The 25,798-nt window shown below is 48.3% G+C and carries 20 protein-coding genes and 2 tRNA genes; 12 read left to right on the forward strand and 10 right to left on the reverse strand.

The annotated features are described in order from the left end of the window. Nucleotides 1-44: 44 nt before the first annotated feature. Nucleotides 45-245, forward strand: a complete 201-nt coding sequence (locus LG219_RS08645) for a hypothetical protein (RefSeq protein WP_173532239.1) — start codon at nt 45-47, stop codon at nt 243-245. A gap of 146 nt (nt 246-391) precedes the next feature. On the opposite strand, the gene pgeF is transcribed toward LG219_RS08645, so the two are convergent. Further along, on the reverse strand, nt 392-1,135 hold the full coding sequence (pgeF, locus tag LG219_RS08650) for a peptidoglycan editing factor PgeF (RefSeq protein ID WP_226764103.1): 744 nt from the start codon (nt 1,133-1,135) through the stop codon (nt 392-394). After that, nucleotides 1,104-2,159 carry a 23S rRNA pseudouridine(1911/1915/1917) synthase RluD gene (rluD, locus tag LG219_RS08655; protein WP_373314857.1) on the reverse strand — a complete coding sequence of 352 codons (1,056 nt, stop codon included), beginning with the start codon at nt 2,157-2,159 and terminating at the stop codon, nt 1,104-1,106. The genes pgeF and rluD overlap by 32 nt, the downstream gene beginning before the upstream one ends. On the opposite strand from rluD, the gene LG219_RS08660 reads away from it, so the two are divergent. The 3 genes from LG219_RS08660 (at nt 2,158) to LG219_RS08670 (ending at nt 3,227) form a co-directional block, all read left to right on the forward strand. Further along, nucleotides 2,158-2,961, forward strand: a complete 804-nt coding sequence (locus LG219_RS08660; RefSeq protein ID WP_226764104.1) for an outer membrane protein assembly factor BamD — start codon at nt 2,158-2,160, stop codon at nt 2,959-2,961. The two genes, rluD and LG219_RS08660, sit on opposite strands and share 2 nt — an antisense overlap. Nucleotides 2,962-3,031: 70 nt before the next feature. Then, nucleotides 3,032-3,107: transfer RNA gene (locus LG219_RS08665), tRNA-Ala, on the forward strand. A 45-nt stretch (nt 3,108-3,152) separates the two neighbouring features. Beyond that, nucleotides 3,153-3,227 (forward strand) — tRNA-Glu (locus LG219_RS08670). 50 nt (nt 3,228-3,277) lie between these two features. Here LG219_RS08670 and LG219_RS08675 read toward each other — a convergent pair. The 8 genes from LG219_RS08675 to zwf all read right to left on the reverse strand — a co-directional run bounded on the left by LG219_RS08675 (nt 3,278) and on the right by zwf (nt 15,018). Then, on the reverse strand, nt 3,278-3,463 hold the full coding sequence (locus LG219_RS08675) for a hypothetical protein (RefSeq protein WP_226764105.1): 186 nt from the start codon (nt 3,461-3,463) through the stop codon (nt 3,278-3,280). A 287-nt stretch (nt 3,464-3,750) separates the two neighbouring features. After that, entirely contained in the window at nt 3,751-5,538 is a 1,788-nt protein-coding gene (gene lpdA / locus LG219_RS08680; RefSeq protein ID WP_226764106.1) for a dihydrolipoyl dehydrogenase, read from the reverse strand. Nucleotides 5,539-5,651: 113 nt separating this feature from the next. Continuing rightward, entirely contained in the window at nt 5,652-7,271 is a 1,620-nt protein-coding gene (gene aceF / locus LG219_RS08685) for a dihydrolipoyllysine-residue acetyltransferase (protein ID WP_226764107.1), read from the reverse strand. Nucleotides 7,272-7,373: 102 nt separating this feature from the next. Beyond that, the gene (gene aceE / locus LG219_RS08690) at nt 7,374-10,034 is read right to left on the reverse strand and encodes a pyruvate dehydrogenase (acetyl-transferring), homodimeric type (protein ID WP_226764108.1); all 2,661 of its coding nucleotides are present in this window, start codon (nt 10,032-10,034) and stop codon (nt 7,374-7,376) included. Nucleotides 10,035-10,127: 93 nt separating this feature from the next. Continuing rightward, nucleotides 10,128-11,774, reverse strand: coding sequence for a glucose-6-phosphate isomerase (gene pgi, locus LG219_RS08695; RefSeq protein WP_226764109.1), 1,647 nt, complete (start codon nt 11,772-11,774; stop codon nt 10,128-10,130). Nucleotides 11,775-11,832: 58 nt separating this feature from the next. Then, a complete protein-coding gene (gene hexR / locus LG219_RS08700; protein WP_226764110.1) occupies nt 11,833-12,678 on the reverse strand; it encodes a transcriptional regulator HexR in 846 nt (281 codons plus the stop codon). An 89-nt stretch (nt 12,679-12,767) separates the two neighbouring features. Beyond that, nucleotides 12,768-13,466 (reverse strand): 6-phosphogluconolactonase, encoded by a 699-nt coding sequence (gene pgl, locus LG219_RS08705; RefSeq protein WP_226764111.1) that lies wholly within the window; start codon nt 13,464-13,466, stop codon nt 12,768-12,770. A 103-nt stretch (nt 13,467-13,569) separates the two neighbouring features. Continuing rightward, nucleotides 13,570-15,018 (reverse strand): glucose-6-phosphate dehydrogenase, encoded by a 1,449-nt coding sequence (gene zwf / locus LG219_RS08710; protein ID WP_226764112.1) that lies wholly within the window; start codon nt 15,016-15,018, stop codon nt 13,570-13,572. 309 nt (nt 15,019-15,327) lie between these two features. On the opposite strand from zwf, the gene edd reads away from it, so the two are divergent. From edd to LG219_RS08750, 8 genes are all read left to right on the forward strand, one after another. Further along, a complete protein-coding gene (gene edd / locus LG219_RS08715) occupies nt 15,328-17,151 on the forward strand; it encodes a phosphogluconate dehydratase (RefSeq protein ID WP_226764113.1) in 1,824 nt (607 codons plus the stop codon). Between the two features lie 188 nt (nt 17,152-17,339). Beyond that, entirely contained in the window at nt 17,340-17,966 is a 627-nt protein-coding gene (eda, locus tag LG219_RS08720; protein ID WP_226764114.1) for a bifunctional 4-hydroxy-2-oxoglutarate aldolase/2-dehydro-3-deoxy-phosphogluconate aldolase, read from the forward strand. Nucleotides 17,967-18,174: 208 nt separating this feature from the next. Next, nucleotides 18,175-19,179 carry a type I glyceraldehyde-3-phosphate dehydrogenase gene (gene gap, locus LG219_RS08725; RefSeq protein WP_226764115.1) on the forward strand — a complete coding sequence of 335 codons (1,005 nt, stop codon included), beginning with the start codon at nt 18,175-18,177 and terminating at the stop codon, nt 19,177-19,179. A gap of 500 nt (nt 19,180-19,679) precedes the next feature. After that, a complete protein-coding gene (locus LG219_RS08730) occupies nt 19,680-20,816 on the forward strand; it encodes a porin (RefSeq protein ID WP_226764116.1) in 1,137 nt (378 codons plus the stop codon). A 230-nt stretch (nt 20,817-21,046) separates the two neighbouring features. After that, nucleotides 21,047-22,129 carry a porin gene (locus LG219_RS08735; protein ID WP_226764117.1) on the forward strand — a complete coding sequence of 361 codons (1,083 nt, stop codon included), beginning with the start codon at nt 21,047-21,049 and terminating at the stop codon, nt 22,127-22,129. A gap of 564 nt (nt 22,130-22,693) precedes the next feature. Next, the gene (locus LG219_RS08740) at nt 22,694-23,779 is read left to right on the forward strand and encodes a porin (protein WP_226764118.1); all 1,086 of its coding nucleotides are present in this window, start codon (nt 22,694-22,696) and stop codon (nt 23,777-23,779) included. 160 nt (nt 23,780-23,939) lie between these two features. Beyond that, on the forward strand, nt 23,940-25,043 hold the full coding sequence (aroC, locus tag LG219_RS08745) for a chorismate synthase (protein ID WP_226764119.1): 1,104 nt from the start codon (nt 23,940-23,942) through the stop codon (nt 25,041-25,043). Next, nucleotides 25,040-25,681, forward strand: coding sequence for a DUF4136 domain-containing protein (locus LG219_RS08750; protein ID WP_226764120.1), 642 nt, complete (start codon nt 25,040-25,042; stop codon nt 25,679-25,681). Before aroC ends, LG219_RS08750 begins: the two co-directional genes overlap by 4 nt. The last annotated feature ends 117 nt before the right edge of the window (nt 25,682-25,798 follow it).

The following is a 25,798-nucleotide window of genomic DNA, read 5'->3' on the forward strand; positions in this document are numbered from 1 at the left end:
AATATTAAAAAAGGCGCCAGTGGCGCCTTTTTTTGAGGTTGCGAATGTATATCTTATTGATTGGTTACTTGTTTGTGATTGTGATGTTTGCCGCTGTGGTTGGCGCAAGCAATTGGGTGCTTGGGCTATTTTTCTTTATTACCTTAGCCGTGCTACCCACTTGGCTGATTTTTTGGCTGAAACGCAGTGTGCAAAAGAAAAAAGCCGAAACCAAACTCGAGCAGCAAAATTTAGAGCAAGAATAAGCGGCTAAACCATTGTTTGCTTGTAGCGATACGAATATGGGTATTTGCTTGCAAGCCATTGTGAATATGCCTTGCAAGCAAATACCCATTATGTAGGTCGATAAACTCTTTTATTTTTCGGTATTAAAATCCACTGACGAGCTGAGTTATTCCAGCCAAATCAAGCTGGCCATGCGGCCGGTGATGCCGTCGCGACGATAGGAAAAATAATTGTCGCTATCGGTAAAAGTGCATTCGCCCCCGCCATAAATGGCTGTAATTCCGAGTGCATTAAGGCGTTGGCGTGCCAATAAATACATATCAGCCAGCCATTTTCCATCGGCGTTGGCAGTAAATGCGGCAGCAGCAGCGGCATCATGCTCGATAAAAGCCGCTCTGACTTCGTCGCCCACTTCAAAAGCGCTCGGCCCAATTGCTGGGCCTAACCACGCCATTAAGGTATTGCTGGGGACCGCCATCGCATGTACGGTGTTTTCAATCACGCCATCACAAAGGCCGCGCCAACCGGCATGCGCCGCCGCAACCACAGTCCCGTGCTGATCACACAGCAAAACCGGTAAACAATCGGCAGTCATCACGACACAGACTGCTCCTTTGGTACGGCTTATGCTGGCATCGGCCTCGATGGGCGCATGAATTGCTGCGGCATCGACCACGATGGTGCTATGGGTTTGCTTAAGCCAAGCAGCAGGGTGGGGCAGTTGTTGCCGATTGGCGATGACGGCATTGATCTCATCGCCAACATGGTCGCCCACATTGAAGCTGGCATAAGGCGCCACGCTGACGCCGCCATGCCGCGTGGTTTGCCTAGCTTGGACATTCGCTGGGGCTGGCCAAATCGGATTTAATAAATTGGTATTATTCACGAACATAAATGAGTTCACAGTCATGCTCGTCTTCGCCTTCATCTTCGTCGTTGAAATCGTCTTGGCTTAATCCCACATCGGCGCGTAAAGTCCCAATCAGTTGCTCCAAATCAAATGGAATTGCCGCTTTCCACGTCATGGTTTTACCACTCTCAGGATGAACTAAAGAGAGCTTTCTGGCGTGCAATGCTTGGCGATTTAGCTCGTCCAGTGCCATACGCACTTCGCTGCTGGTATCCATTTTAGGCGCTACGCCATATACCGGATCAGCGGCGAGTGGATGTTTAATATGGGCCATATGTACGCGAATTTGATGGGTACGACCGGTTTCTAAGCGGCATTCAATCATCGTGTAAGCGTTAAAACGTTCTAAAACATGGTAATGCGTAATCGAAGGTTTACCACTTCGAACGACGGCCATTTTGACGCGATCTTTGGGATGACGACCAATCGGCGCATCCACCGTGCCATCGGCATGGATTAGACCGTTGGCAACGGCAATATAATGGCGTTTCACGCTGCGTTCTTGTAATTGATTGACCAAGTGCACTTGCGCTTGCAGTGTGCGTGCCACCACCATTAAACCGCTGGTTTCTTTATCTAGACGATGGACAATCCCTGCGCGCGGGATTTGGCGTAATTCAGGGTAATGAAATAGCAGGGCATTTAATAAAGTCCCCGACCAATTGCCGCTACCCGGATGAACGACCAAGCCAGCAGGTTTATTAATAATAATAATGGTGGCGTCTTCGTATAAGACATCGAGCTCGATGTCTTCGGCTTCAAACGCCACTTCGTTGGGGTCGGGCTGCACGTCGACTTTAAGCGTTTCTCCTCCCCAGAGTTTGGTTTTTGGTAGCGCAGTTGCGTCATCTACCCAAACCCGCCCGTCTTTAATCCACGTAGTCAAGCGGCTACGGGAAAAATCAGGCAAAATCTTCGCTAAAGCAGCGTCCAAGCGTGTACCTGCCAAGTCGGCGGGCACAGACAAAACACGGATGTCTGCGAAGTCGTTATAATCGTCGAGTTCAATATCGGATTGCATCATGACTAAGATTCTACCGCGAATCCTGATTTCTGCCTTGTTAGTTAGCCTAATGGCAGGATGTTCTTCGCTTAATAATGAAAAACCTGATGAAACTCAGGGCTGGAGTGCCGAGAAATTATTCTCTGCGGCTAAATCTGAGCAAGTGAGCCGCAGCTATGACGCGTCCAATAAGCTATTGGAAAAATTAGAAGCACGTTTCCCTTATGGGCGCTATGCACAACAAGCGCAATTGGAAATGGGGTACAACTATTACAAGGATCAAGAACCGGCATTGGCTTTAGCAGCCATTGATCGCTTTATTAAACAAAATCCAAGTCATCCTAGTTTGGATTACGCTTTGTACCTAAAAGGTCTCGTGACTTTTAATGAGTCGCAAGGTTTTATGTCGTCGATGTCCAAGCAAGACATGTCCGAGCGTGACCCCAAGGCAGCGAAAGAGTCTTTTAATTCGTTTCGTGATTTAGTGCAGCGTTTTCCAGACAGTAAATATGCGCGTGATGCCGAAATTCGGATGGGGTATTTAATTGGCGCAATGGCCAAATATGAATTGCACGTTGGACGTTACTATTTTCAACGTGGCGCTTATTTAGCTGCAGCCAACCGTGGCCGTGCTTTGCTGGATAATTATGCCAATACCAAGCAAGTTGAAGATGCATTGGGTTTGATGATTCAATCTTACGATAAGCTGGGTATGAAGGAATTAAGCGCAGATACGCGCCGAGTATTGCTGCAAAATTATCCTAATTCGAAGGCTGCTGAAGTGAACTTTGCGACCGATCCTTATTGGTGGGCGCCGATTTAAAAAAAAGTGCAGAATAAATCAAAGAGGGCTTGACGTACTTTAAATTGCCGTCTATTATTCTGCTCTCTCTGGGGGTATAGCTCAGTTGGTAGAGCGCTTGCATGGCATGCAAGAGGTCAGCGGTTCGATTCCGCTTACCTCCACCAGTTTGGTTTAATTGATGGTTTACGCATCAATTAAATAAGATTTAAGTTCCCATAGTTTAGCGGTTAGAACACTGCCCTTTCACGGCGGCGGCCGGGGTTCGATTCCCCGTGGGAACGCCAATAAATAAAAAAGCACTCATTCATTTGAGTGCTTTTTTATTGCCTAAAATTTAATGCCGACGATTTTTATCATATTCAATGCGCGCATGTGCAAGGCAATCATAGAAATCAATGCGTAAATTGGCACAGAGCTCTAAATAATGCTGTAGTTGTGCAGTCACTTCATCGCTCAGTTGCTCCGCAGGTTTTTGTTGAACACCAGTCGACATATGAGACTTGAGTTGATAGCTGGCCATTTGAGTTGTTCCTTGCAACACGGTGAATCAAGTATTGCAAGACGCGTGCCATGTTGCAATGCGGAATATACGTATATTTGATTGGCTAATATCGCTTTTAGGCGTGGTGTTAGATGCCATATCGGCAATATTTGCCAAGAGGTGGCGGCAATTGATGTCTTTGCTCTGCTTTGGGCGGCAAATATCTGTTTTTATTGATAATTAATCATTTAGCCATTCATCGTTTTAAATGCAAGTGTATAAAAAAAGCCACGAATATCGTGGCTTTTTTGTTGCATAACAGCGATTTATTTTTTGCGCTGTGGCGGCAAATCAGTACAAACGCCTTTTGCCACTTCGGCGGCCATCCCAATCGACTCGCCCATGGTTGGGTGAGGATGAATGGTTTTGCCGATGTCGACTGCGTCGGCCCCCATTTCGATGCCGAGACAGATTTCACCAATCATATCGCCAGCGTGTGGGCCAACAATCGCGCCACCAAGGATGAGGCCATTTTCAGCATCAAAAATCAACTTGGTAAAGCCTTCGGTACGGCCATTGGCAATCGCACGACCAGAAGCCGCCCATGGGAATACGCCCTTGGTGATTTTAATGCCGTCTTTTTTGGCTTGATCTTCAGTCAGACCCACCCAGGCCACTTCAGGGTCGGTATAGGCGACGCCAGGAATCACACGAGCGTCAAAGTAGGCTTTTTGACCCGCAGCGTTTTCAGCGGCAACGTGCGCCTCATGCACCGCTTTATGCGCCAGCATCGGTTGACCGACTAAATCGCCAATCGCGAAGATATTAGCCACATTGGTGCGCATTTGTTTATCAACGTTGATAAAGCCGCGCTCGTCGACCATTACGCCGGCGTTTTCAGCGCCAACTTTCTTGCCGTTTGGTGAGCGACCCGTTGAGTACAGTACCAAATCGTAGCATTGCGCCTCAGTAGGGGCTTTCGGGCCTTCAAATGTCACCCAAACGCCGTCTTCTTTTGGCACAATCGACGTGGTTTTTGAGCTGAGCATGATGTTGTCAAAGCGATGCGCGTTCCAGTCTTGCCATACTTTTACGAGGTCGCGGTCTGCGCCTTGCATCAAGCCGTCGGACAATTCAACCACGTCTAAACGCGCGCCCAGGGTTGAATACACGGTGCCCATTTCCAAACCAATAATCCCGCCGCCGATAATCAACATGCGTTTTGGTACTGATTTGAGTTCTAACGCGCCAGTTGAATCCACAATGCGTGGATCGTTCGGAATAAATGGCAGTTTCACCGCTTGTGAACCTGCAGCAATCACAGCTTGCTTAAATTTAACGACTTTTTTCTCGCCGCTTAAATCTTTACCGGTACCAGTGGTGGCTTGAACTTCCATGTGATTGGCGTCAAGGAAAGTACCAATACCGCGTACTTGTTCAACTTTACGCATTTTTGCCATGCCAGCGAGGCCGCCAGTGAGCTTGTTAATCACTTGCTCTTTGTAGCCGCGTAGGGCATCGATATCGACTTCGGGCGCGCCAAATTTAATCCCGTTTTTCGCCATATGCGACACTTCATCGATCACCGCTGCGTTGTGCAGCAAGGCTTTCGATGGAATGCAACCAACATTCAAGCACACACCGCCGAGCGTAGCATAACGCTCAACGATGACAGTTTTCATGCCCAAGTCAGCAGCACGGAACGCCGCAGAATAGCCACCAGGGCCAGCGCCAACGACCAGCATATCGCATTCGATATCGACATTACCGGTGTATTGGCCTGCAATCGGTGCTTCAGCTGGCGTAGGGGCCGATACTGCCGGTGCCGAAGTTTGAGCCGGCGCAGCAGCTGGCGCGGGTGCCGCCGCACTTGCAGTGACTTCCAAGATGGCGATCACGTCGCCTTCTGACGCTTTGCTGCCTGCGCTCAAACGCATTTCTTTGATGACGCCAGCGTGCGTTGACGGTACTTCCATCGTTGCTTTGTCGGTTTCGAGTGCGATCAAGCTGTCTTCAACGGCAACGGTATCGCCGACTTTAACAAACACTTCAATCACATCAACACCAGCATGGCCGCCGATATCGGGTACTTTTAATTCAATCGTATTGCTCATTTGAGAATCCTGTGAGTTCTGTAGGGTGGGTTAGCCATCGGCGTAACCCACCATATTGCGCGAGGGTCTGGTGGGTTACGGCAACGGACCGCCTAACCCACCCTACAGGCTGCTTACAGCACCAACCGACGTACGTCAGACAATAATTTACCCAAGAACACCGTGAAGCGACCGGCTTGCGCGCCGTCAACGACGCGGTGATCAAATGACAATGACAATGGGCACATCAGGCGTGGCGCAAATTCTTTGCCATTCCAGACGGGTTTGATTTGCGATTTGCACACGCCCAAGATCGCCACTTCAGGTGCATTCACGATCGGCGTAAAGCTGGTGCCACCGATGCCGCCGAGACTAGAAATAGTGAATGTCGCGCCTTGCATATCAGTTGGTTTGAGCTTGCCATCACGCGCTAAAGCTGACAATTCAGTCAATTCTTTGGTGATTTGCTTGAGGCCTTTTTGATCCACGTTCTTGATAACGGGAACGACTAAGCCATTTGGCGTATCCGCAGCAAAACCGATGTTGTAATACTGCTTCAGAATTAACACATCGCCATCGAGCGAAGAATTCATTTCTGGGAAGGCTTTGAGTGCCTCTGCAGCGGCTTTGATAATGAAAGCCAGTGGCGACAATTTCAGGCCACTTTTTTCCCATTCTTTACCGATGGTTTTGCGGAAGTCTTCCAATTCGGTGATATCGCACTCGTCGTTAAACGTGACGTGCGGGATCACCACCCAGTTGCGATGCAGGTTGGCGCCAGAAATCTTTTTGATTTTTGACAATGGCTTGCTTTCGATCGGGCCGAACTTAGCGAAATCGACTTTTGGCCAAGGCAATAAATCGAGACCTAAGCCTGAACCGGTTGCCGGAGCCGCCAGTGACGAAGCCACTGCGCTGGTCATGACGGATTTAACAAAGCTTTGCACGTCATCGTGCAAAATACGGCCTTTCGGGCCTTTACCGGTGATTTTGCCTAAATCAACGCCGAGTTCACGGGCGAATTTACGCACAGATGGCGAAGCATGCGCTTTGCCAAAAGTCACTTCATTCACTGCGGTGCTGGCTGCTGGCGCAGCAGTGACTACGGCAGCGGGGGCTGCAGCAATCGGTGCTGGGGCTGCTGCAACAGGCGCAGCAACGGTAACGATGGCGGCTGGTGCGCTCGCGGTTGCGGCGACTTCAAGCAATAAAATCACATCGCCTTCAGACGCTTTGCTGCCGACTTGGATTTTGATTTCTTTAACCACGCCGGCGTGCGTTGATGGCACTTCCATGGTGGCTTTGTCTGTCTCTAGCGCGATTAGCGATTGCTCTTTTTCGATGACATCGCCAACTTTAACAAAGACTTCAATCACGTCAACGCCAGCATGACCGCCGATATCGGGTACTTTGACTTCAACCACGCCACCACTAGCTGCGGGTGCAGCCGCGGCTGGCGCAGCAGCAACGGCTGCAACTGGCGCAGCAGCGGCTGCAGGCGCAGGCGCCGCTTCGCTGACTTCGAGCAACAATACCACGTCGCCTTCAGAAGCTTTATCGCCGACTTTGATTTTCATTTCTTTAATTACGCCTGCGTGCGTTGATGGCACTTCCATCGTCGCTTTGTCGGTTTCAAGTGCGATTAAAGATTGTTCTTTTTCGATCGTGTCGCCAACTTTGACGAAGACTTCGATCACATCAACACCAGCATGCCCGCCGATGTCTGGAATTTTTACTTCAATTAAATTGCTCATCATCAAATCCTGTGTGGGTGAGAGTTAGGGGCGAGGTATAGGCCTCGCCCTCTTATCGCTCTTATCTTTCTGGGCTATACCCCGTAAGAACGACTCACTCGATTACACTGTCCAAGGGGCTGGTTTCGCTGGGTTGATGCCATATTTTTCCATGGCTTCAAGTACCTTCTCTTTACCGATCTTGCCTTCGTCAGCCAAAGCTTTAATTGCGGCAACCGCAACGTAGAAGCTGTCGACTTCAAAGAACTTACGCAATTGTTTGCGTGAGTCAGAACGGCCAAAACCATCGCAGCCGAGTACCACGTAACGACCTGGTACATATTCGCGAACTTGATCGGCAAAGGCGCGTTTGTAATCGGTTGCTGCGATGACAGGACCTTGGCGGCCAGTCAAGCATTGGGTCACGTATGGCACCGCTTGTTCACCCATTGGGTTGAGCATATTGTGACGCTCAGCTGCCATACCATTGCGGCGCAATTCGTTAAAGCTTGGGCAGGCCCAGATATCCGATTCGATACCGAAATCAGCTTTCAGCAATGCAGCAGCTTGGATTACTTCACGGAAAATCGTACCTGAACCCATCAATTGCACTTTGAGCTTGGCGTCTTTCGGGGCTTCTTGGAACATATACATCCCTTTCAGAATGCCCGCTTCTGCACCCGCTGGCATGGCCGGTTGGGTGTAGTTTTCGTTCATGACTGAGAGGTAGTAATAGATGTTCTCTTGGTCTTGGTACATACGGCGCATACCGTCTTGCACAATCACCGCCAATTCATAGGCAAACGTTGGATCGTACGATACGCAGCTTGGGATGAATTCTGCAAACAAGTGACCGTGGCCGTCTTGATGCTGCAAACCTTCACCATTCAATGTCGTGCGACCGGCAGTACCGCCAATCAAGAAGCCGCGTGCGCGCAAGTCGCCTGCTGCCCAAGCCAAGTCACCGATACGTTGGAAACCAAACATTGAGTAGTAGATGTAGAACGGAATCATGGTTACGCCGTGGTTGGCGTAAGAAGTTGATGCGGCGATCCAGTCAGACATCGCGCCAGCTTCGTTAATCCCTTCTTGCAAGATTTGACCCGTTTTTGACTCTTTGTAGAACATCAATTGGTCAGCATCTTGTGGCTCGTACAATTGGCCCACGTGCGACCAAATACCGAGTTGACGGAACAAACCTTCCATACCAAAAGTACGTGATTCATCCGGAACGATAGGCACAACGCGATTACCGATTTTCTTGTCTTTGGCCAAGGCAGTCAAAATACGCACGAAAGCCATGGTGGTCGACATTTCACGATCACCAGAAGACTCAAGTAGACCTTTGAATAGATCTAAACCTGGCACTTCGAGTGGTTCGTCCACTGGCTTACGGCTTGGCAAGAAGCCGCCTAAAGCACTGCGACGCTCGTGCATGTATTTCAATTCTGGAGAATCGGCCGGTGGCATGTAGAACGTGCATGACGCGGCTTGTTCGTCAGTCAATGGAATATTGAAGCGATCACGCAGGTTCAATAAATCGTCATTGGCTAATTTCTTCGTGTTGTGGGCCACGTTTTGTGATTCGCCAGCGGTACCTAGACCAAAACCTTTGACGGTTTTAACCAGCAATAGGGTGGGTTGACCTTTGTGTTGTACCGCTGCTTTATAGCCTGCGTACACTTTGTACAGATCATTACCACCGCGAGTCAGACGCCAGATGTCGTCATCGGACATGCTAGAAACCAAATCGAGCAACTCTGGGTAAGCACCAAAGAAATGCGCGCGAACATAAGCGCCATCTTTTGATTTATAAGTTTGATATTCGCCGTCAACGACTTCCATCATGCGTTTTTGCAACAAGCCTTTTTTGTCTTGTGCTAACAACGCATCCCAGCCTGTGCCCCAAACGACTTTAATCACATTCCAGCCCGAACCACGGAAGTCGCCTTCGAGTTCTTGGATGATTTTGCCATTACCGCGAACTGGACCGTCTAGACGTTGCAAGTTGCAGTTAATTACAAAAATCAGATTGTCGAGGTGTTCACGACCTGCGAGTGAAATCGCGCCAAGTGATTCTGGCTCATCCATTTCACCATCACCGCAGAAGCACCATACGTGACGATCGCCTTTTTGCGTGAAGCCGCGATCATCGAGGTATTTCATAAAGCGTGCTTGGTAGATCGCCATCAATGGACCTAGACCCATTGATACGGTTGGGAATTGCCAGAAATCAGGCATCAACCAAGGATGTGGGTAAGACGACAAACCACCGCCATCGACTTCTTGACGGAATTTATTCAGTTGCGCTTCAGAGATACGGCCTTCAAGGAAAGCACGCGCGTAAACGCCAGGCGCTGAATGACCTTGGATATAAATTAAGTCGCCGCCATGATTTTCGTCGGCAGCATGCCAGAAGTGATTCCAGCCCACATCGTACAAAGTAGCAGCAGAGGCAAACGAAGAAACGTGGCCACCTAAATCACCATCAAAACGATTGGCTTTAACCACCATTGCCGCCGCATTCCAGCGGGTGTACGACAAAATGCGTTCTTCAAGATGCGCATTGCCTGGATGTTTGGCTTGTAAGTGCGCTGGAATGGTATTGATGTAAGCAGTGGTCGCGGTGTACGGAATATTGACACCGTCTTGACGGGCGTGATCGACCAGTTGTTCTACTAAGAAATGAGCACGCTCAGCGCCCTCAGCTTCAATCACGCTTGCTAAAGCATCGCGCCATTCTTTAGTTTCTTGTGGATCATGGTCATTGAGTTGCTCTGCCATTTGTATCTACCTTGTGAGTGGTGTTGTGGTACACATCCGATGATCGGTTCGGATATTGTTTGTAAATAGGCGACGAGTAGTCGCCCTTTTGGTTTAGCGCGGGGTGTTCCGCTTGTAATAATTAATTAGGCCATTGGTTGATGCGTCGTGCGAGTGCGTCAAACCTGGGGTGGTTAAATCGGCTTCGATGGCTTTAGCCAATTGTTTGCCAAGTTCAACGCCCCATTGATCGTAGGAATTGACATTCCAAACGGTGCCTTGCACAAATACTTTATGTTCATACAGGGCAATCAGCGCACCTAAACGACGTGGCGTCAGGCGTTGCATCAAAATGGTATTGGTCGGACGATTGCCTTTGAAAATCTTGTGCGGGACGAGTTTTTCTTGGGCTTCACCAGTAATGCCAGCTTTGTCGAGCTCGGCGCGAACTTCCGCTTCGTTCTTACCGCGCATAAAGGCTTCGGTTTGAGCAAACACATTGGCCATCAAAATGGTGCTGTGTGGTTCTGGAATGTCCGGATGCTCAATGGTCGCAATAAAATCAATCGGCAGTAGCTGGGTACCTTGATGCAGCATCTGATAATACGCGTGCTGGCCGTTAATACCCGCATCACCCCAAACCACAGGGCCGGTGGCGTAATCAACACGGTTGCCGTCGAGGTCGATCGACTTGCCGTTTGATTCCATATCCAATTGTTGCAAGTAGGCTGGAAAGCGCGACAGGCATTGGTTGTAAGGCGAAATCAAATACGTGGTGGCGTCAAAGAAATTGGCATACCAAATGCCGAGCATTCCCATAATGACCGGCAAATTTTGCTCGAGTGGTTTGCTACGGAAGTGCTGATCCATGGTGTACGCACCATGCAGCAAATCTTGGTAGTTATGTTTGCCCAAGTAAATGGCAATGGGCAGGCCAATCGCTGACCACAGGCTGTAACGCCCGCCAACCCAATCCCAAAACTCAAACATATTGTTGATGTCGATACCAAATTCAGCCACCGCTTTGCTATTGGTTGAGACGGCAACAAAGTGTTTGGCAATGTGTTTTTCTTCGAGCGCGCTCGACAAGAACCATTTGCGGGCGGTGCGCGCATTGGTAATGGTTTCTTGGGTGGTAAAGGTTTTGGACGCAACAATAAATAACGTGGTCTCTGGATCAAGCTGCTTGAGCGTTGAAACAATTTGGTCGCCATCAACGGTGGAAACAAAGTGCATGGTCAGGCGAGCGTGGCCGTATTCTTTGAGTGCTTGGCAGACCATCAGCGGGCCCAAATCAGAGCCACCAATCCCGATGTTCACAATGTCGGTAATCGGTTTACCGGTGTAACCTTGCCATTCACCGGAGCGAACTTTGTCAGAAAACACGCCGATTTGTTCTTTCACGGCATTCACTTTGGGCATCACGTCTTCGCCGTCGACCATGATCGGCGTGCGGTCTAAATTACGTAATGCGGTGTGCAGTACGGCACGATTTTCGGTGGTATTGATTTTTTCACCAGAAAACATGCTTTCAATGCGATCGACCAAGCCCGATTGACGCGCTAGGTCCATCAAGAGACTCATGGTTTTTTCGGTGATACGATTTTTTGAATAATCAAAAAATAAGCCGCCCGATTCAAGTGAAAACCTTTCAAATCGATGCGGATCATTATTAAATAAATCGCGCATATGCATCGGTGACACTTCTTTAAAATGCTCAGCGAGTGCCAGCCAAGCAGGAGAAGAGGTTAGGTTAGACATCGGAATCGTTCCTTGTTGATCGCTTGCAGGTATTGTCGTCATATGAGGGCGTATTTTCTTAGTGCTCATGTCCACGAACTCGTTTTTCTTTCATATTGCGTTTCATTTTCTCGAGCTGATCAATTAGCTCTGGGCCGCGTTTGAGGGCTACGCCGACGGCCAAAACATCGATGATCACCAAATGCACGATGCGGGTAATCATTGGCGTATATAAATCCGGGTCTTCCATGGTGTCGGCATAAAGGCAAATATTGCAGCGCTTGGCCATCGGTGATTTGGAATGGGTAATGCCGATCACATCAGCACCCGAATCACGCGCAATCTCGACCGAGCGCAACATATCTAAAGTGCGGCCCGAATTAGACACCGCAATCACCGCATCGCCCGGTTTGAGCATCGATGCGCTCATGCCGTGCATGTGCGGATCGGTATAAGCCACAGTCGGCACACCAAGACGGAAAAATTTATTTTGCGCATCAATCGCGACCGCGCCGGATTGACCTTGGCCCCAAACTTCAATTTTTGGCGTATTCGATAAAATTTTGATGGCTTTTTCAAGCACATCGGTATCGAGTTCATTTCGGCAACGCAGTAGATGAGAAATATTATTGTCGAATAATTTTTTGGCCAAATCGTGTGCCGAATCATCGGCCGAGACCATTGAATGCACATACGGCACGCCAGAAACCAAGCTGCGCGTCAGGCGTAATTTGAAGTCTTGCAATCCAGAGCAATTGAGTGAACGGCAAAAGCGAATCACGGTGGGCTGAGAAACTGCGGCGAGATCGGCGATTTGTGCAATCGGTGCATTGGCGACTAAATTGGGTTGCGCTAGCACTAAATCAGCCACTTTACGCTCAGATTTAGATAAGGTTTCGAGTACTGCTTTGATTCGTTCGAGCATTATTTAGCGCCCTCAATCAAACGCAATAACGCCAAGCAGCATAGCTGCGCTGGCGTTGATAGAAAAAAGTTAAAAGAAAAACGATTCACTTAAGCAGTCCAATAAACCTGCGTGGGGTGATCACTTTGATCGAGTACACGGCGAATTGGATATTGCTCAGTCAGTGATTTTTGTTCTTGCATGGCGTGTTGCAGTAGTTCTTTTTTGCCTTCACCGGTGATATGGACGTAGAGATTGCGTGCTTTAGCAATCGTTGGCAAAGTGAGGGTGATGCGTAAATGCGGTGCAACCGGCGGGGTAACTGCTGCCACCCAGTCGGTCGAGGCGCAGGCGGCTTCGAGTTCAGCGGCTTGAGGAAACAAAGACGCGGTATGACCGTCGTCACCCATACCCAAGATAAGTATATCAATGGGGGCTTTGATTTGTTTGAGCTGCGCTTCAATACTTGCCAAACCTGCGTGCGGCGTAGCCGCATCGTTCACCATCGAAATAAACTGCGCTGCGGCGGCATTGTCTTGTAATAGATTCTCGCGGGTTAGGCGTTCATTGCTATCGGCGTGATCAATCGGTACCCAGCGCTCATCGACTAAGGTAATGATGACTTTTGACCAATCAATCGCGCTGGTGCGCAGTGCTTTGAACATGCCCGCCGGGGTACGGCCACCGGATACGGCCAAGCTAGCCGAGCCACGTTCGTTAATCGCCGCTTGCAGTTGCTGGGCAATGGATTGAGCGAGTTTAAGGTCGAGTTCGTCTTTATTTGTGAACTCATGCCATTGCAACGTCATGCGGTGATCTCCAGATTTATAATTGTGCAATGCAATACGGAGTTTCCCCAATTTTGACATATTCAGTCAGAAATTAGGAAAACTCTTTAAGGTTTGTTGTAGATCAAGACTCTTCGTGCCAGCACAGGCCGTCACGAGAGAGAAGGGCAGAAGACGCTGCTGGGCCCCAAGTGCCGGCAGTATACGTTTTCGGACCTTCTGTGCTGTTTTCCCAGCTCTCGATAATCGGCTCAACCCAGCGCCATGCGGCACGTTGTTCGTCACGACGCACAAACAGCGATAGATCGCCTTTGATGACATCCATTAACAAACGCTCATACGCTTCTGGGCTACGAGTCGCGAAGGTTTCTTTGAAATCCAAGTCCAAATACACTTCACGCAAACGCTCACGACCTGGTTCTTTGGCCAATAGGTAGAGACGAACTGACTCATCCGGTTGTAACTGAATCACCATGCGGTTCGCTTGCATGTTTTTGCCAAAAATCGACGTCGGTGCGGCGCGGAAATTAATCACGATTTCAGCTTGGCGCTCTTGCAGGCGTTTACCAGTACGCAAGAAGAACGGCACGCCAGCCCAGCGCCAAGTTTCGATCTCGGCTTTTAACGCCACAAACGTTTCGGCTTTCGAACCAGCAGGGACGCCAGGCTCGTCTTGATAGCCAGGAACGGCTTTGCCACCAACTGCGCCGGCACGATATTGACCGCGAACCACTTTGTTGTGCACGTTTTCAGGCGTGAGCGGTTTGAGTGCGCGCAATACTTTGAGTTTTTCGTCACGCACTGCATCGGCATCAATCGATGCTGGCGGCTCCATTGCCACAATCGTCAGCAGTTGCAACAGATGGTTTTGTACCATGTCGCGCAGTGCACCAGTTTTGTCATAAAAATCAGCACGGGTTTCGACGCCAACTTGCTCGGTAACGGTGATTTGTACGTCACGAATCCATTCGCGGCGCCATAGTGGCTCGAGCAAAGTGTTGGCAAAACGCAATGCAATTAAATTGAGAACGGGTTCTTTACCTAAGTAATGGTCGATGCGGTAAATTTGCTGTTCTTGGAAATATTCGCCGACTTCGTCATTGATTTTATTTGAAGATTCTAAATCGTGGCCGAGTGGTTTCTCGAGTACGACGCGTGAATGACCTTGGTTAAGACCGACTGCTGCTAAATTTTTTGCAATCGGAGCAAAGAAATCTGGCGCAGTTGAGAGGTAGAATACACGACTACGATTTGGATAAACATTCAGTGCTTGAGCTAAAATCTCGAAGTCACTGAGGGTGTGCGCATCGACTTTAAAGTATTCGATGCGTTCTGCAAACAGAGCCCAATCGGCTTCGTTATAGTGGCTACCCAAAAATTCTTTGGCTTTGCTTTGCGCTTTAGCGGTATAGCTCTCCGTGTCTGAAGGACTGCGGCCTAAGCAGATAATCCGGCCATCTTTTGGAAGGTTGCCATCTTGGTGTTGGTGGTAAAGTGCCGGCAGTAACTTGCGCAAGGCTAAGTCACCAGTGCCGCCAAAAAATACCATGTCGAAAGCGTCGATCGGGTTCATTGCAGCAAATCCTTCCTAGTTGAGGGGGTTAATATGCACCTAAATGATACAGGTTAACAAGTAAGCTTTGTAATCTTACTACATGCCTAAATGACGGTGCAAACGAATTTAAATTTTAAGTTTTGCCTTATAGGTATTTTTACCATTTTGTGGGTCAAGTCCATGGTAGTAAACGTCAATGTTGCATTGCAGCGCGAGCGCTTGACGAACTTTTTGGGTTGCTCTGACGCGCTGATTGTAGTAAAACTACGCCAAATTTCATAAGCATTTTAGCTGAGTGCTGATCCCTCAGCCTATCCGGAGTTCCGTATGACATTGCATCCTCGTCTGGTCGAAGTAACACAACGTGTTATTGAACGCAGTAAAGCGTCTCGTGGTCGTTATTTAGCACGTATGGAGCTCGCTGCAAGTAAAGAGCCGGTGCGTAAAGGTTTAGCCTGTACCAATCAGGCGCATGCTTGGGCTGCAATGCCAGAGACCGACAAAATCATGTTGCGTGAAATGCGTCAGCCTAATTTGGCGATTGTGTCTTCATACAACGAAATGTTGTCGGCGCATCAGCCATTTGAAGCTTTTCCAGCGCTGATTAAGCGTGCTGCGCACGAAGTGGGCGCAACGGCGCAGTTCGCTGGCGGTGTGCCAGCAATGTGTGATGGCGTGACGCAAGGTCAGGCTGGGATGGAATTGTCCTTGTTTAGCCGTGACGTGATCGCAATGTCAACGGCCGTGGCTTTGTCGCACAATATGTTTGATGCGACTTTATGTCTTGGTGTGTGCGACAAAATCGTGCCGGGTCTGTTGATCGGCGCATTACAGTTTGGTCACTTACCAACGATTTTTGTACCCGCCGGTCCAATGACCAGCGGTATTTCAAATAAAGAAAAAAACGTTACTCGTCAGCTTTTTGCTGAAGGCAAAGTAGGGCGCGATGCGTTGTTGGCATCAGAAGAAGGCTCTTACCACGGAGCGGGTACGTGTACTTTCTTTGGTACCGCCAACTCCAATCAAATGCTGATGGAAATCATGGGTCTGCATTTGCCTGGCGCAGCGTTTACCAATCCAGGTACGCCATTGCGTGATGCATTAACCGTGGCCGCAACCAAGCGTGCCGCGCAAATCACCTCACTGGGTAATGAATTTATCCCAGTCGGTAAAGTGGTTGACGAAAAAACCATCATCAACGGCATTATTGGTTTGCTGGCTACCGGTGGCTCTACCAACCATACGATTCACTTGATCGCGATTGCTCGTGCTGCCGGTGTCATGATTGATTGGTCTGATTTTAGTGATTTATCGGGCATCATTCCTTTGTTGGCCAAGGTCTATCCAAACGGCGCGGCAGACGTGAATCATTTCCATGCTGCGGGCGGTATGGGTTATGTGATTCGCGAATTGCTTGATGCAGGTTTGTTGCACAACGATGTCTGGACTGCGGCAGGCTTTGGTCTGCGTCATTACGCGCAAGAGCCATTCTTGGATAATGGGGTTGTGGTGTGGCGTGATGCGCCAACGGTTGCCGGTGATGCGGCGGTCTTGAGCACCGTTGCCAATCCATTCCAAGCCGATGGCGGCACTAAATTGTTGCAAGGTAATTTAGGCCGTGCGGTGATTAAAACTTCGGCGGTTGCGCCTGAGTTCCGCGTGGTGAATGCACCAGCCATTGTGTTTGACGATCAAGAAGACGTGATTGCGGCATTTAAACGCGGTGAGCTTGAGCGTGATTTTATTGCGGTCGTGCGCTTCCAAGGTCCACGTGCCAATGGGATGCCTGAGTTGCATAAACTCACGCCGCCATTGGGCGTATTGCAAGACCGTGGTTTCAAAGTGGCGCTGGTAACGGACGGTCGGATGTCGGGCGCGTCGGGCAAAGTGCCGGCCGCCATTCACATTACGCCAGAAGTCGTTTCAGGCGGTGCTTTAGGTAAAGTGCGCACTGGCGACATGATTTTGCTCAATGCTGAAACCGGCGTGCTGGAAGCGCAAGTTGATGCGGCAGAGTGGGCCGCTCGCGAAGTGGTGACCGCGGATCTGAGTAAAAATGAACACGGCATGGGTCGCGAGCTATTTGCGACTTTCCGTCAAAATGCGACCGGTGCTGAGGAAGGCGCGATTAGCATGGGCTTGGCGCATTAAGCGAGTGGCATTGGTGTGTAGTGATGGCTGTGCACTGGCTATTTGGTATGTGTAGTTATGGTTATATCTGATGGTATATCGATCTAGGTCATTATTTGATTGGCTTGGGTCGATATACTCTATGCTTTATTTGAGCTGTATTATTTTTTAATGGCTTATTTTTATAACGTAAAACGGAAGAGTTAAAAATGCAGATTCGTGACATCATGCGCTCGTGCTCGGTTATGCCGGTGCTCGTAATCGAAAACGTGGAACACGCAGTACCTTTGGCACAAGCCTTGGTTGACGGCGGAATCCGTGTCTTAGAAGTGACTTTACGTACCGAAGCTGCATTGGCTGCGGTGAAAGCGATTGTTGATAACGTACCTGGTGCGATTGTTGGCGTGGGTACCGTGGTTCGCCCAGAGCAATTCCAAGCGGCAAAAGACGCCGGTGCCGTATTTGCGGTAACGCCAGGTCTAACGCCTAAATTGGCGGCGGCGGCTCGTGCTTGCGGTATTCAATTATTACCCGGTGTGATGACGCCATCCGAAGCGATTGCCGCACTTGAAGAAGGCTTTGATGCCATGAAGCTATTTCCTGCTGAACAAGCAGGTAGCTTGGGGATGCTCAAAGCCATGGGCGGTCCATTGCCACAAATCTTATTCTGCCCAACGGGCGGCGTGAGCTTGGAATCGGCACCTAAATTATTGGCCTTGCCAAATGTGGGCTGTGTCGGTGGCTCTTGGTTGGCGCCTAAAGACATGGTTGCCAAAGGCGATTGGGCGGGGATTACTGCGCTGGCGCGTGAAGCGGCTGCTTTGCGTCCTGAGTAATGACTAGGCGTTTTGCCTAGCTGCTAATCCAGCTGGCTTTATCTATAGTAGTGCGGGCTCTATTTTGATTGCGGTGCACGCAGCGCGTGTATCGTAATGAATCGGTATTTTTTTGCAGGGTCTTTGTCGTGGCGCAATGGCACTCCTATTCTGATTGGTGCATGCTTAGTCGTCCCGATTTATTTGATTTCTTTTCTGGAGATGATTCATGACTATTAAAGTTGGTATCAATGGTTTTGGCCGCATCGGCCGTATGGTGTTTCGCGCAGCTATTTATGACTTTGCCAATGATATTGAAATCGTTGGTATCAACGATTTGCTTGAGCCAGACTACCTAGCTTATATGCTCAAGCACGATTCAGTGCATGGCAAATTCAAGGGCGATGTTGCGGTTGTTGATGGTCAATTGGTGGTGAATGGCAAAACAATTCGCCTAACCGCAGTAAAAGACCCAGCAGAGTTGAAATGGGGCGAAATTGGCGCGGATGTTGTAGTTGAAGCGACCGGCCTATTTTTGACTAAAGAAACTTGCGAGAAGCATTTAGCGGCTGGCGCGAAAAAAGTCATCATGTCGGCACCGAGCAAAGACGATACACCGATGTTTGTTTACGGCGTAAACAACGCAACGTATGCCGGTGAAGCCATTATCTCTAATGCTTCATGCACCACCAATTGCTTGGCACCGATTGCTAAAGTCCTTAATGACAACTTTGGTATCAAACGTGGTTTGATGACTACGGTGCATGCCGCGACAGCAACGCAAAAAACCGTTGATGGTCCATCAAACAAAGATTGGCGCGGTGGCCGTGGTATTTTGGAAAACATCATTCCTTCATCAACTGGCGCAGCAAAAGCCGTTGGCGTGGTGATTCCTGAAATCAAAGGCAAATTAACCGGTATGGCATTCCGCGTGCCAACTTCAGATGTGTCGGTGGTTGACTTGACCGTTGAGTTGAATAAAGAAGCCTCATACGCAGAAATCTGCGCGGTAATGAAAGCCGCTTCTGAAGGCGCAATGAAGGGCGTGTTGGGTTACACCACCGATAAAGTGGTATCAACTGACTTCCGTGGCGAAGCATGCACCTCGACGTTTGATGCCGATGCCGGTATCGCTTTGGATAAAACATTCGTTAAATTGGTTGCTTGGTATGACAACGAATGGGGCTATTCAAGCAAAGTGCTGGAAATGGTTCGCGTTATGGCGACTAAATAAGTCGTTTTAGGCTAGTGAAAAGCCAGTCAGCAGTGCTGACTGGCTTTTTTTATGGGTATACGCTGACGTGAAGCCGAGTCAATTGCGATGTGGATGCTGGCGCTGGTGCCGTATTTTGCTGCGATTTATTACTTGCAATTGATTTTTTATGCTCAAACCGCAGCTGTTTTTTGCGGTTTTTTTTATTTGCTGTGTATTTGTTCTCTTTTGGGTTGTTGTTGGACCGGTAAAAAAGTGCGCTTAATCTAATTGGTGTTGCTGTTTTACTAGCCAAGTCAAGCACTTACTGTTTTGTCGTGCGCGGTGTAGTAAACAAATCACACTTTGGGTTTTAGTTTGTGTGTATTTTATGACAGCATGGTTTTTGTTGCGTGTGTTGTGGAGTTTTGCACTGTTCAAAGTTGACTTATTGCACAGATTGAGCCGTAGTGCGTCTGGATAATGCCGAGCATACCTTGCATTTTGGGGTGGTTATTATCTGTTCAACAGGAGTTTAAAATATGTTCAAGCGTGTATTGATTGGTGCCTTGGTATCGACTGCCTTCGCAATGCCAGCAATGGCAGAAGTTTCTATTTCGGGTTCAGCTGAAATGGACTTCTTCTACCGTACTAACCAAGCCAACGGCTCTGGCGCGACGACTGATGGTGCTTTTGGTCAAGAAATCGCCATCATCGTAAATATCGATGGTAAAGACAAACTCGACAGCGGTGACGTATTGAAATGGCGTCTCGCGCAAAAAGTAGCTACTGATTCTCGTTATGACTCTTTCGGTCAACGTGAAGCTTGGATCGGCTACCAAGGTACTTGGGGTGAAGCGCGCTTCGGTAACCAATTCTCTAACCAATACTTGCAATTAGACTGGCCATATGGCGCGCAAGGCGTGGGTAACTTGTGGGCTGACTTCGGCGCGCAAAACGTGCAATACGCTCGTGCGATCAGCTACTTCTCACCAAGCTTTGGCGGCTTTGCTTTCCAAGCTCAGTATGACTTAGGTACTGGCACTTCTGATGCTAACGCTTACGAAATCACTGCAAACTACGCCAACGGCGGCTTCCGTATGGACGCAGGTTTCTCTGAATCGAAAAACAGCGCGACCATGTCTTCTGAAGCGTTTGTATTCGGTGGCAGCAAATGGGGTAGTTCAGGTAGCTTTAGTAACAATCCAGACGCTAAGCCTGCAGATCTAGTTGGTGACAACAAAGCACGTGCTTACAACTTAGGCGCAATCTACAAGTTTGAAAGCGGTTTTGATTTAGCTGCTGGCATTAAACGCAATGAATGGTCTGGCGATGTAAACGACAAGATCCATACTGGCAATGGCAAAACAACGGTTGATCAATACTTGGTTCGCGCTGGTTACACTACTGGCAAGCACAATATGAATTTGGGCTTCCAACGTGTTGAAGACAGTAAAACTGATGGCGCTAACGCTGATGATGGTATCAACGTAGTTAATGCTCAGTACAACTACAGCTTGTCGAAAAACTCGACTGCCTTTGTACAAGTTCGTCACCACATGTTTGACAATGCTAATAAGCACAGTGTAATGCACGGTTCTTGGCAGCTTGATGGTTCTGCTGGTAGCGGCAAAGATACTTCAACACGTATCTTAGTAGGTACTTGGACTGGTTTCTAATCAGCCAAACCACTGATTTATAAGTGTTTTAAATAAAAAACGGCGCAGCAATGCGCCGTTTTTTTGTTGTATCAGCGATACAGTTTGTGTTAGTGCATCGGCATGTTTTTGCTTTGCCTATGAACAGTGAGTATTCTCGAGTCTGTAAAGCAGTGGCAACAATTGTTCAGGTTGTGGCCTGCTGTTACGGTGGTTTTAACTTAACTCTCGTATCTTTTGGAGAATAATAAATGTTCAAGCGCGTTCTTATGGCTGTAGCTGTTGCTGCTGCCGTTTCTGCCCCAGCTTTTGCTGAAGTTGCTATTTCTGGTTCTGCTGAAATGGATTTGTTCGTTCGTACAAACCAAGGTGTTGATAAAGACACTAACCTGAGCGAAGAAATCGCAATCGTTGTAAATATCGACGGTAAAGATAAATTAGACAACGGCGACACTTTGAAATGGCGCCTGGCTCAAAAAGTAGCAACTGATTACCGTTATGACAGCTTCGGCAAACGCGAAGCTTGGATCGGTTACGCTGGTACTTGGGGTGAGTTGCGTTTCGGTAACCAATTTACTAACGCTTACTTGACACTAGACTGGCCATACGGCCGTGCCGGCCAAGGCGTGTTGACCTCTGACTTTGGTGCTTACGAGTCTCGTTGGGGCGATGCAATCAGCTACTTCTCACCAAACTTCGGTGGCTTTAACTTCACTGCTCAGTACAAAATCGGTAACACCGGTTCTAGCAATGCAGGCGAAGGCTACGATTTGGGCTTGAACTACGATGGCGGCGCTTTCGCTGTTAACGCAGGTTACCAATATCGTGCTGACGCTTTGGTTGCAGAAGCACCATTTAAAAATGGTAACTTCCAAACTGTAATTACTAAAGATACGTCTGGTGATAGCTCTTCTGTAGCTTTCGTTGGCGCTCGCGGTAGCATTGGTGATTTTGCTGGTCATGTATTGGTTAAACGCAACTACTGGGAAACCAATGTTGGCGATGTGACTATGGACCAATGGGCTATCCTTGGTATGTACCAAATGGGTAAATCAAGCTTCCGTCTTGGTTACCAGCAAATGTTGGATACTAAGTTGAGCCGTGGTGCAGATGTGAATGATGGCGTTCAGCAAATCAATGCTGCATGGCACTATGGCATCAGCAAAAACAGCGAATTCTTTGTGCAAGCTCGTTACAGCATGTACGACAGCGGCGCACAAGCTCGTAAATTTGACGGTGGCGCAAATATTGACTGGAAAGAAAGCACTGTTTCTGCAGCTAACAACTCTAAAAACAATGCCCGCCTCTTGGTTGGTACTTGGACCGGCTTCTAATCGATTGATTTAATCATCGATAGATAAAAGAAAGGCAGCTTAGGCTGCCTTTCTTTATTTAATCGAATTAAATCATTGTGCCTTATTGATGATATGAGTTTATGAGGTTAAAAACATTGTAACAATGGATTTGCTTGCGAAAGCAATGCCAATAATCGCTGCAATTAATCACACATTTTTGTTAGTAATACGGTATGGAATTTGTAGGCGCTGGCTTACCAGCGAATGGAATGCTTCGCTGGTTGAACAAATTCTACGAAGAGTTAAAAGTGTTTCTCTTAAGCACTGATTAGTGAATCAGTCGAATGCAGCAACTAAAATCTGCAATGAATGCAGTGGCATTAAATAAAAATGAATGGGTTTAAACCTAGGGTTTTCTCCAAGTGGAAAGCGTGCAACACGAGGGATTGATTTAAGGGTACTTTTATCGTTTTGTCATATATTGGTAACTTGAAGCTGCTAGTATTTAGATATAAAAAATTAAACTCATCGCTAGGTTGTAATTAAAGCGTTAAAACAATTTTTTACTTATTTTAATATCCTTTTTAAGAGAGTTAAATCGATATGAGCAAAATTATTGCCCTTTCTATTGCAGCAGCTTTACTAGCACCATTCGCTTCTGCTGAAGTCACCATTAGCGGTAGTGTGCGTACTGCGATGGAATACCTTAGCCCTGATCAAGTTGGCGTTAAAGTCGGTTCTAAAAATGACGGCGATAATAAAACCCAATTGGCAGATCAAAGTTCACGTATCCGTGTTTCAGGTGTGGATAAATTAGATATCGGTGGCGATTTAGTTTGGGTTTTAGAAAGTCGTTTCCGCGTTGGCGATCCATATAATAAAGAAGCGGCTTCAGTATGGGGCTCGCGCGATACTTATATCGGTTACAAAGGTGATTATGGTTTTGCCCGTTTTGGTAAAATGGACAATGCCTACAAAAACCTATATAAAAACATTGCGCCAACGATTGAAGGCGAAATGAATGATACATCGGGTTATTTGGGTGATGGCCAATTATTGCGTCGTTTAGGCGCTCGTTCAGGCTCGGTTATTTATTACGAAACACCTAATTTTAGCGGTTTTAATGCGAATGCTTCATATACCATTGGCGAAAAAACAGCGACTTATGATGCTTCAACTTATCAAGTTGGTGGTTATTGGAAAAACGATATGTTTAATGTTGGTGCCTCATATTCGATGGGCCAAGATCAAACATCTAGTTACACTTCATCAAAAATTAGTCCAGTTGGCACTGCAAATGGTTCAAGCATTAGCGGCTTTATGGTTGGCGGTAATGTTAAATACATGGACTTCGGTCTAGGTTTAACTTGGGAACAAGTTGATCGTGATGATGGCAAACAATCACGTACCCAAGATAGTTATGCGATTGCCGGTTCGTATAAATATGATAAATTAAATTTCTTAGTTTCCTACGTACAAGCTGCTGATGTGCAAACATTAAATGATTCAGGCGCGGATCAAATTTCGGTTGCCGCATCATATAATTTATCAAAACGCAGCAAAGTGTATGCAACGTATTCAAAAGTGAATAACGATAAAAACGCTAATTTCACCACTGAATCAGGTTATGTACTCAATAATGGTCAAAGCGCTGATTTGTTCTCAGTGGGTGTGCGCACTGACTTTTAATTGAATTTAAAGTTTTACCGCTTGAACTTGAGCCGCTCAAACAGTGTTTGGGCGGTTTTTTTTGGGTCTGAATAAAACTTCCACCCGCAGAGTCAGCAGTAATCGGGCAAGCGCGTGGTAAAATTGTGGTAATGAATTCATTTTGAGTTAGGGGCGGGTCATGTCAGGCAATTCTATTGGTTTATTGTTTACCGTAACGTCGTTTGGTGAAAGCCACGGCGCAGGGATTGGCTGCATTGTCGATGGTTGCCCACCGGGAATGGCGCTGTCTGAGGCGGATATTCAGTTAGAACTTGATCGCCGTAAGCCCGGCACCAGCCGCCACGTCACCCAGCGCAAAGAGCCTGATACGGTCGAGATTTTGTCGGGAGTGTATGAGGGGAAAACCACCGGTACGCCGATTGCTTTATTGATTCGCAACCAAGATCAGCGCAGCCAAGATTACGGCAAAATTGTTGAGACTTTCCGCCCGGGCCACGCTGATTACACCTATTGGCATAAATACGGCATTCGTGATCCACGCGGGGGTGGTCGCTCGTCAGCGCGCGAAACTGCGGTGCGCGTTGCTGCGGGTGCGATTGCCAAAAAATGGCTCAAAGAGCGCTACGGTGTTGAAATTCGTGGCTATATGAGCAAGCTCGGTGAAATCGATATCCCGTTTGTGAGCTGGGATCAGGTAGCTGAAAATGCTTTTTTTGCGCCCAATAATGCCATTGTTGCTGAACTTGAAGACTATATGGACGCGATTCGTAAAGAGCGCGATTCGGTTGGCGCACAAATTTCTGTCGTCGCCGAAAACGTTCCTGTCGGTTGGGGTGAGCCGGTTTATGATCGCCTTGATGCCGACATCGCTTTTGCGATGATGAATATCAATGCCGTCAAAGGCGTTGAAATTGGTGCCGGTTTTGCCAGCATTGCCCAGCGCGGTTCTGAGCATTGCGATGAGCTAACGCCAGATGGCTTTGCTAGCAATCATGCTGGCGGTATCTTGGGGGGTATATCGACAGGGCAAGCGATTACAGTGAACTTGGCGGTTAAACCCACCTCGAGTATTGCACAAGAGCGTCGCTCGATTGATAAAGACGGCAATCCGGTGATGATGGCGACCACCGGTCGGCATGACCCTTGTGTGGGCATTCGTGCGACCCCGATTGCCGAGGCGATGATGGCCTTGGTGCTGATTGATCATGCCTTACGCCACCGGGCGCAGTGTGGTGATGTGGTGGTGAATACACCACAAATTGCTGGGAGTATCAAAGCATGAAATTACGCGGATGGAGTGCTGTGGTTGGCCTGATGTTACTGGCCGGTTGTGCCAATACTTTTGTTTCACAAGTCTCTGTTCGCCATGATTTACCCGCATCGATGGCCGGTAAAGTGTTTGCCATTGATCGACCCAGAGACGATGACCAAAGCTTGGCGCGCTATGACTTTGAAAACCTATTGGCGACTGAATTACGCCGCCAAGGCTTGGTGCAGCAAGCCGATCCCAAGCTGGCCGATTGGTTGGTGCAGCTCGATTATCAAATCGACGACGGTAAAAATGCGTCTTACCAGCAGCCGATTTGGGGCACGATTGGTTATTCGGTGAGTTATCAGCGCATCAATACCGGCGGCGGTATTGCCTTTATTCCGCGCTATTACCCGGAAACGGGGATTATTGGCTCGCAAACCATCAATGAAACGCTATTCACTCGCGAAGTGTTTGTCGATATTTTGGACCGTAAAGCTTTGGCAGCCGGCGAGTTTGCCAAGCTGTATGAAGGACGAGCCAGAAACCGTAGCCTCAATGACGTGCTCGACCCGGCCGTGCCTTGGTTGATCCGCAGCTTATTTTTACCTTTTCCGGGCCCTTCGGGCGTGACGCGAGAAGTGCGGCAAGTTTTGCCTGAAACTAAATAAACTGTGCGGCCAGCGCATCAATCGTTGGCAGCAACAGATGAAGTAGGCAGGCAAAAGTTTCCGTACAGCGTTGCTTCGCCTTGTCGTACGTGTGAACTGTCTGCTGCTTTTCGCCTT

The sequence above is a fragment of the Deefgea salmonis genome (assembly GCF_020531905.1).
Taxonomy (GTDB): Bacteria; Pseudomonadota; Gammaproteobacteria; order Burkholderiales; family Chitinibacteraceae; genus Deefgea; species Deefgea salmonis.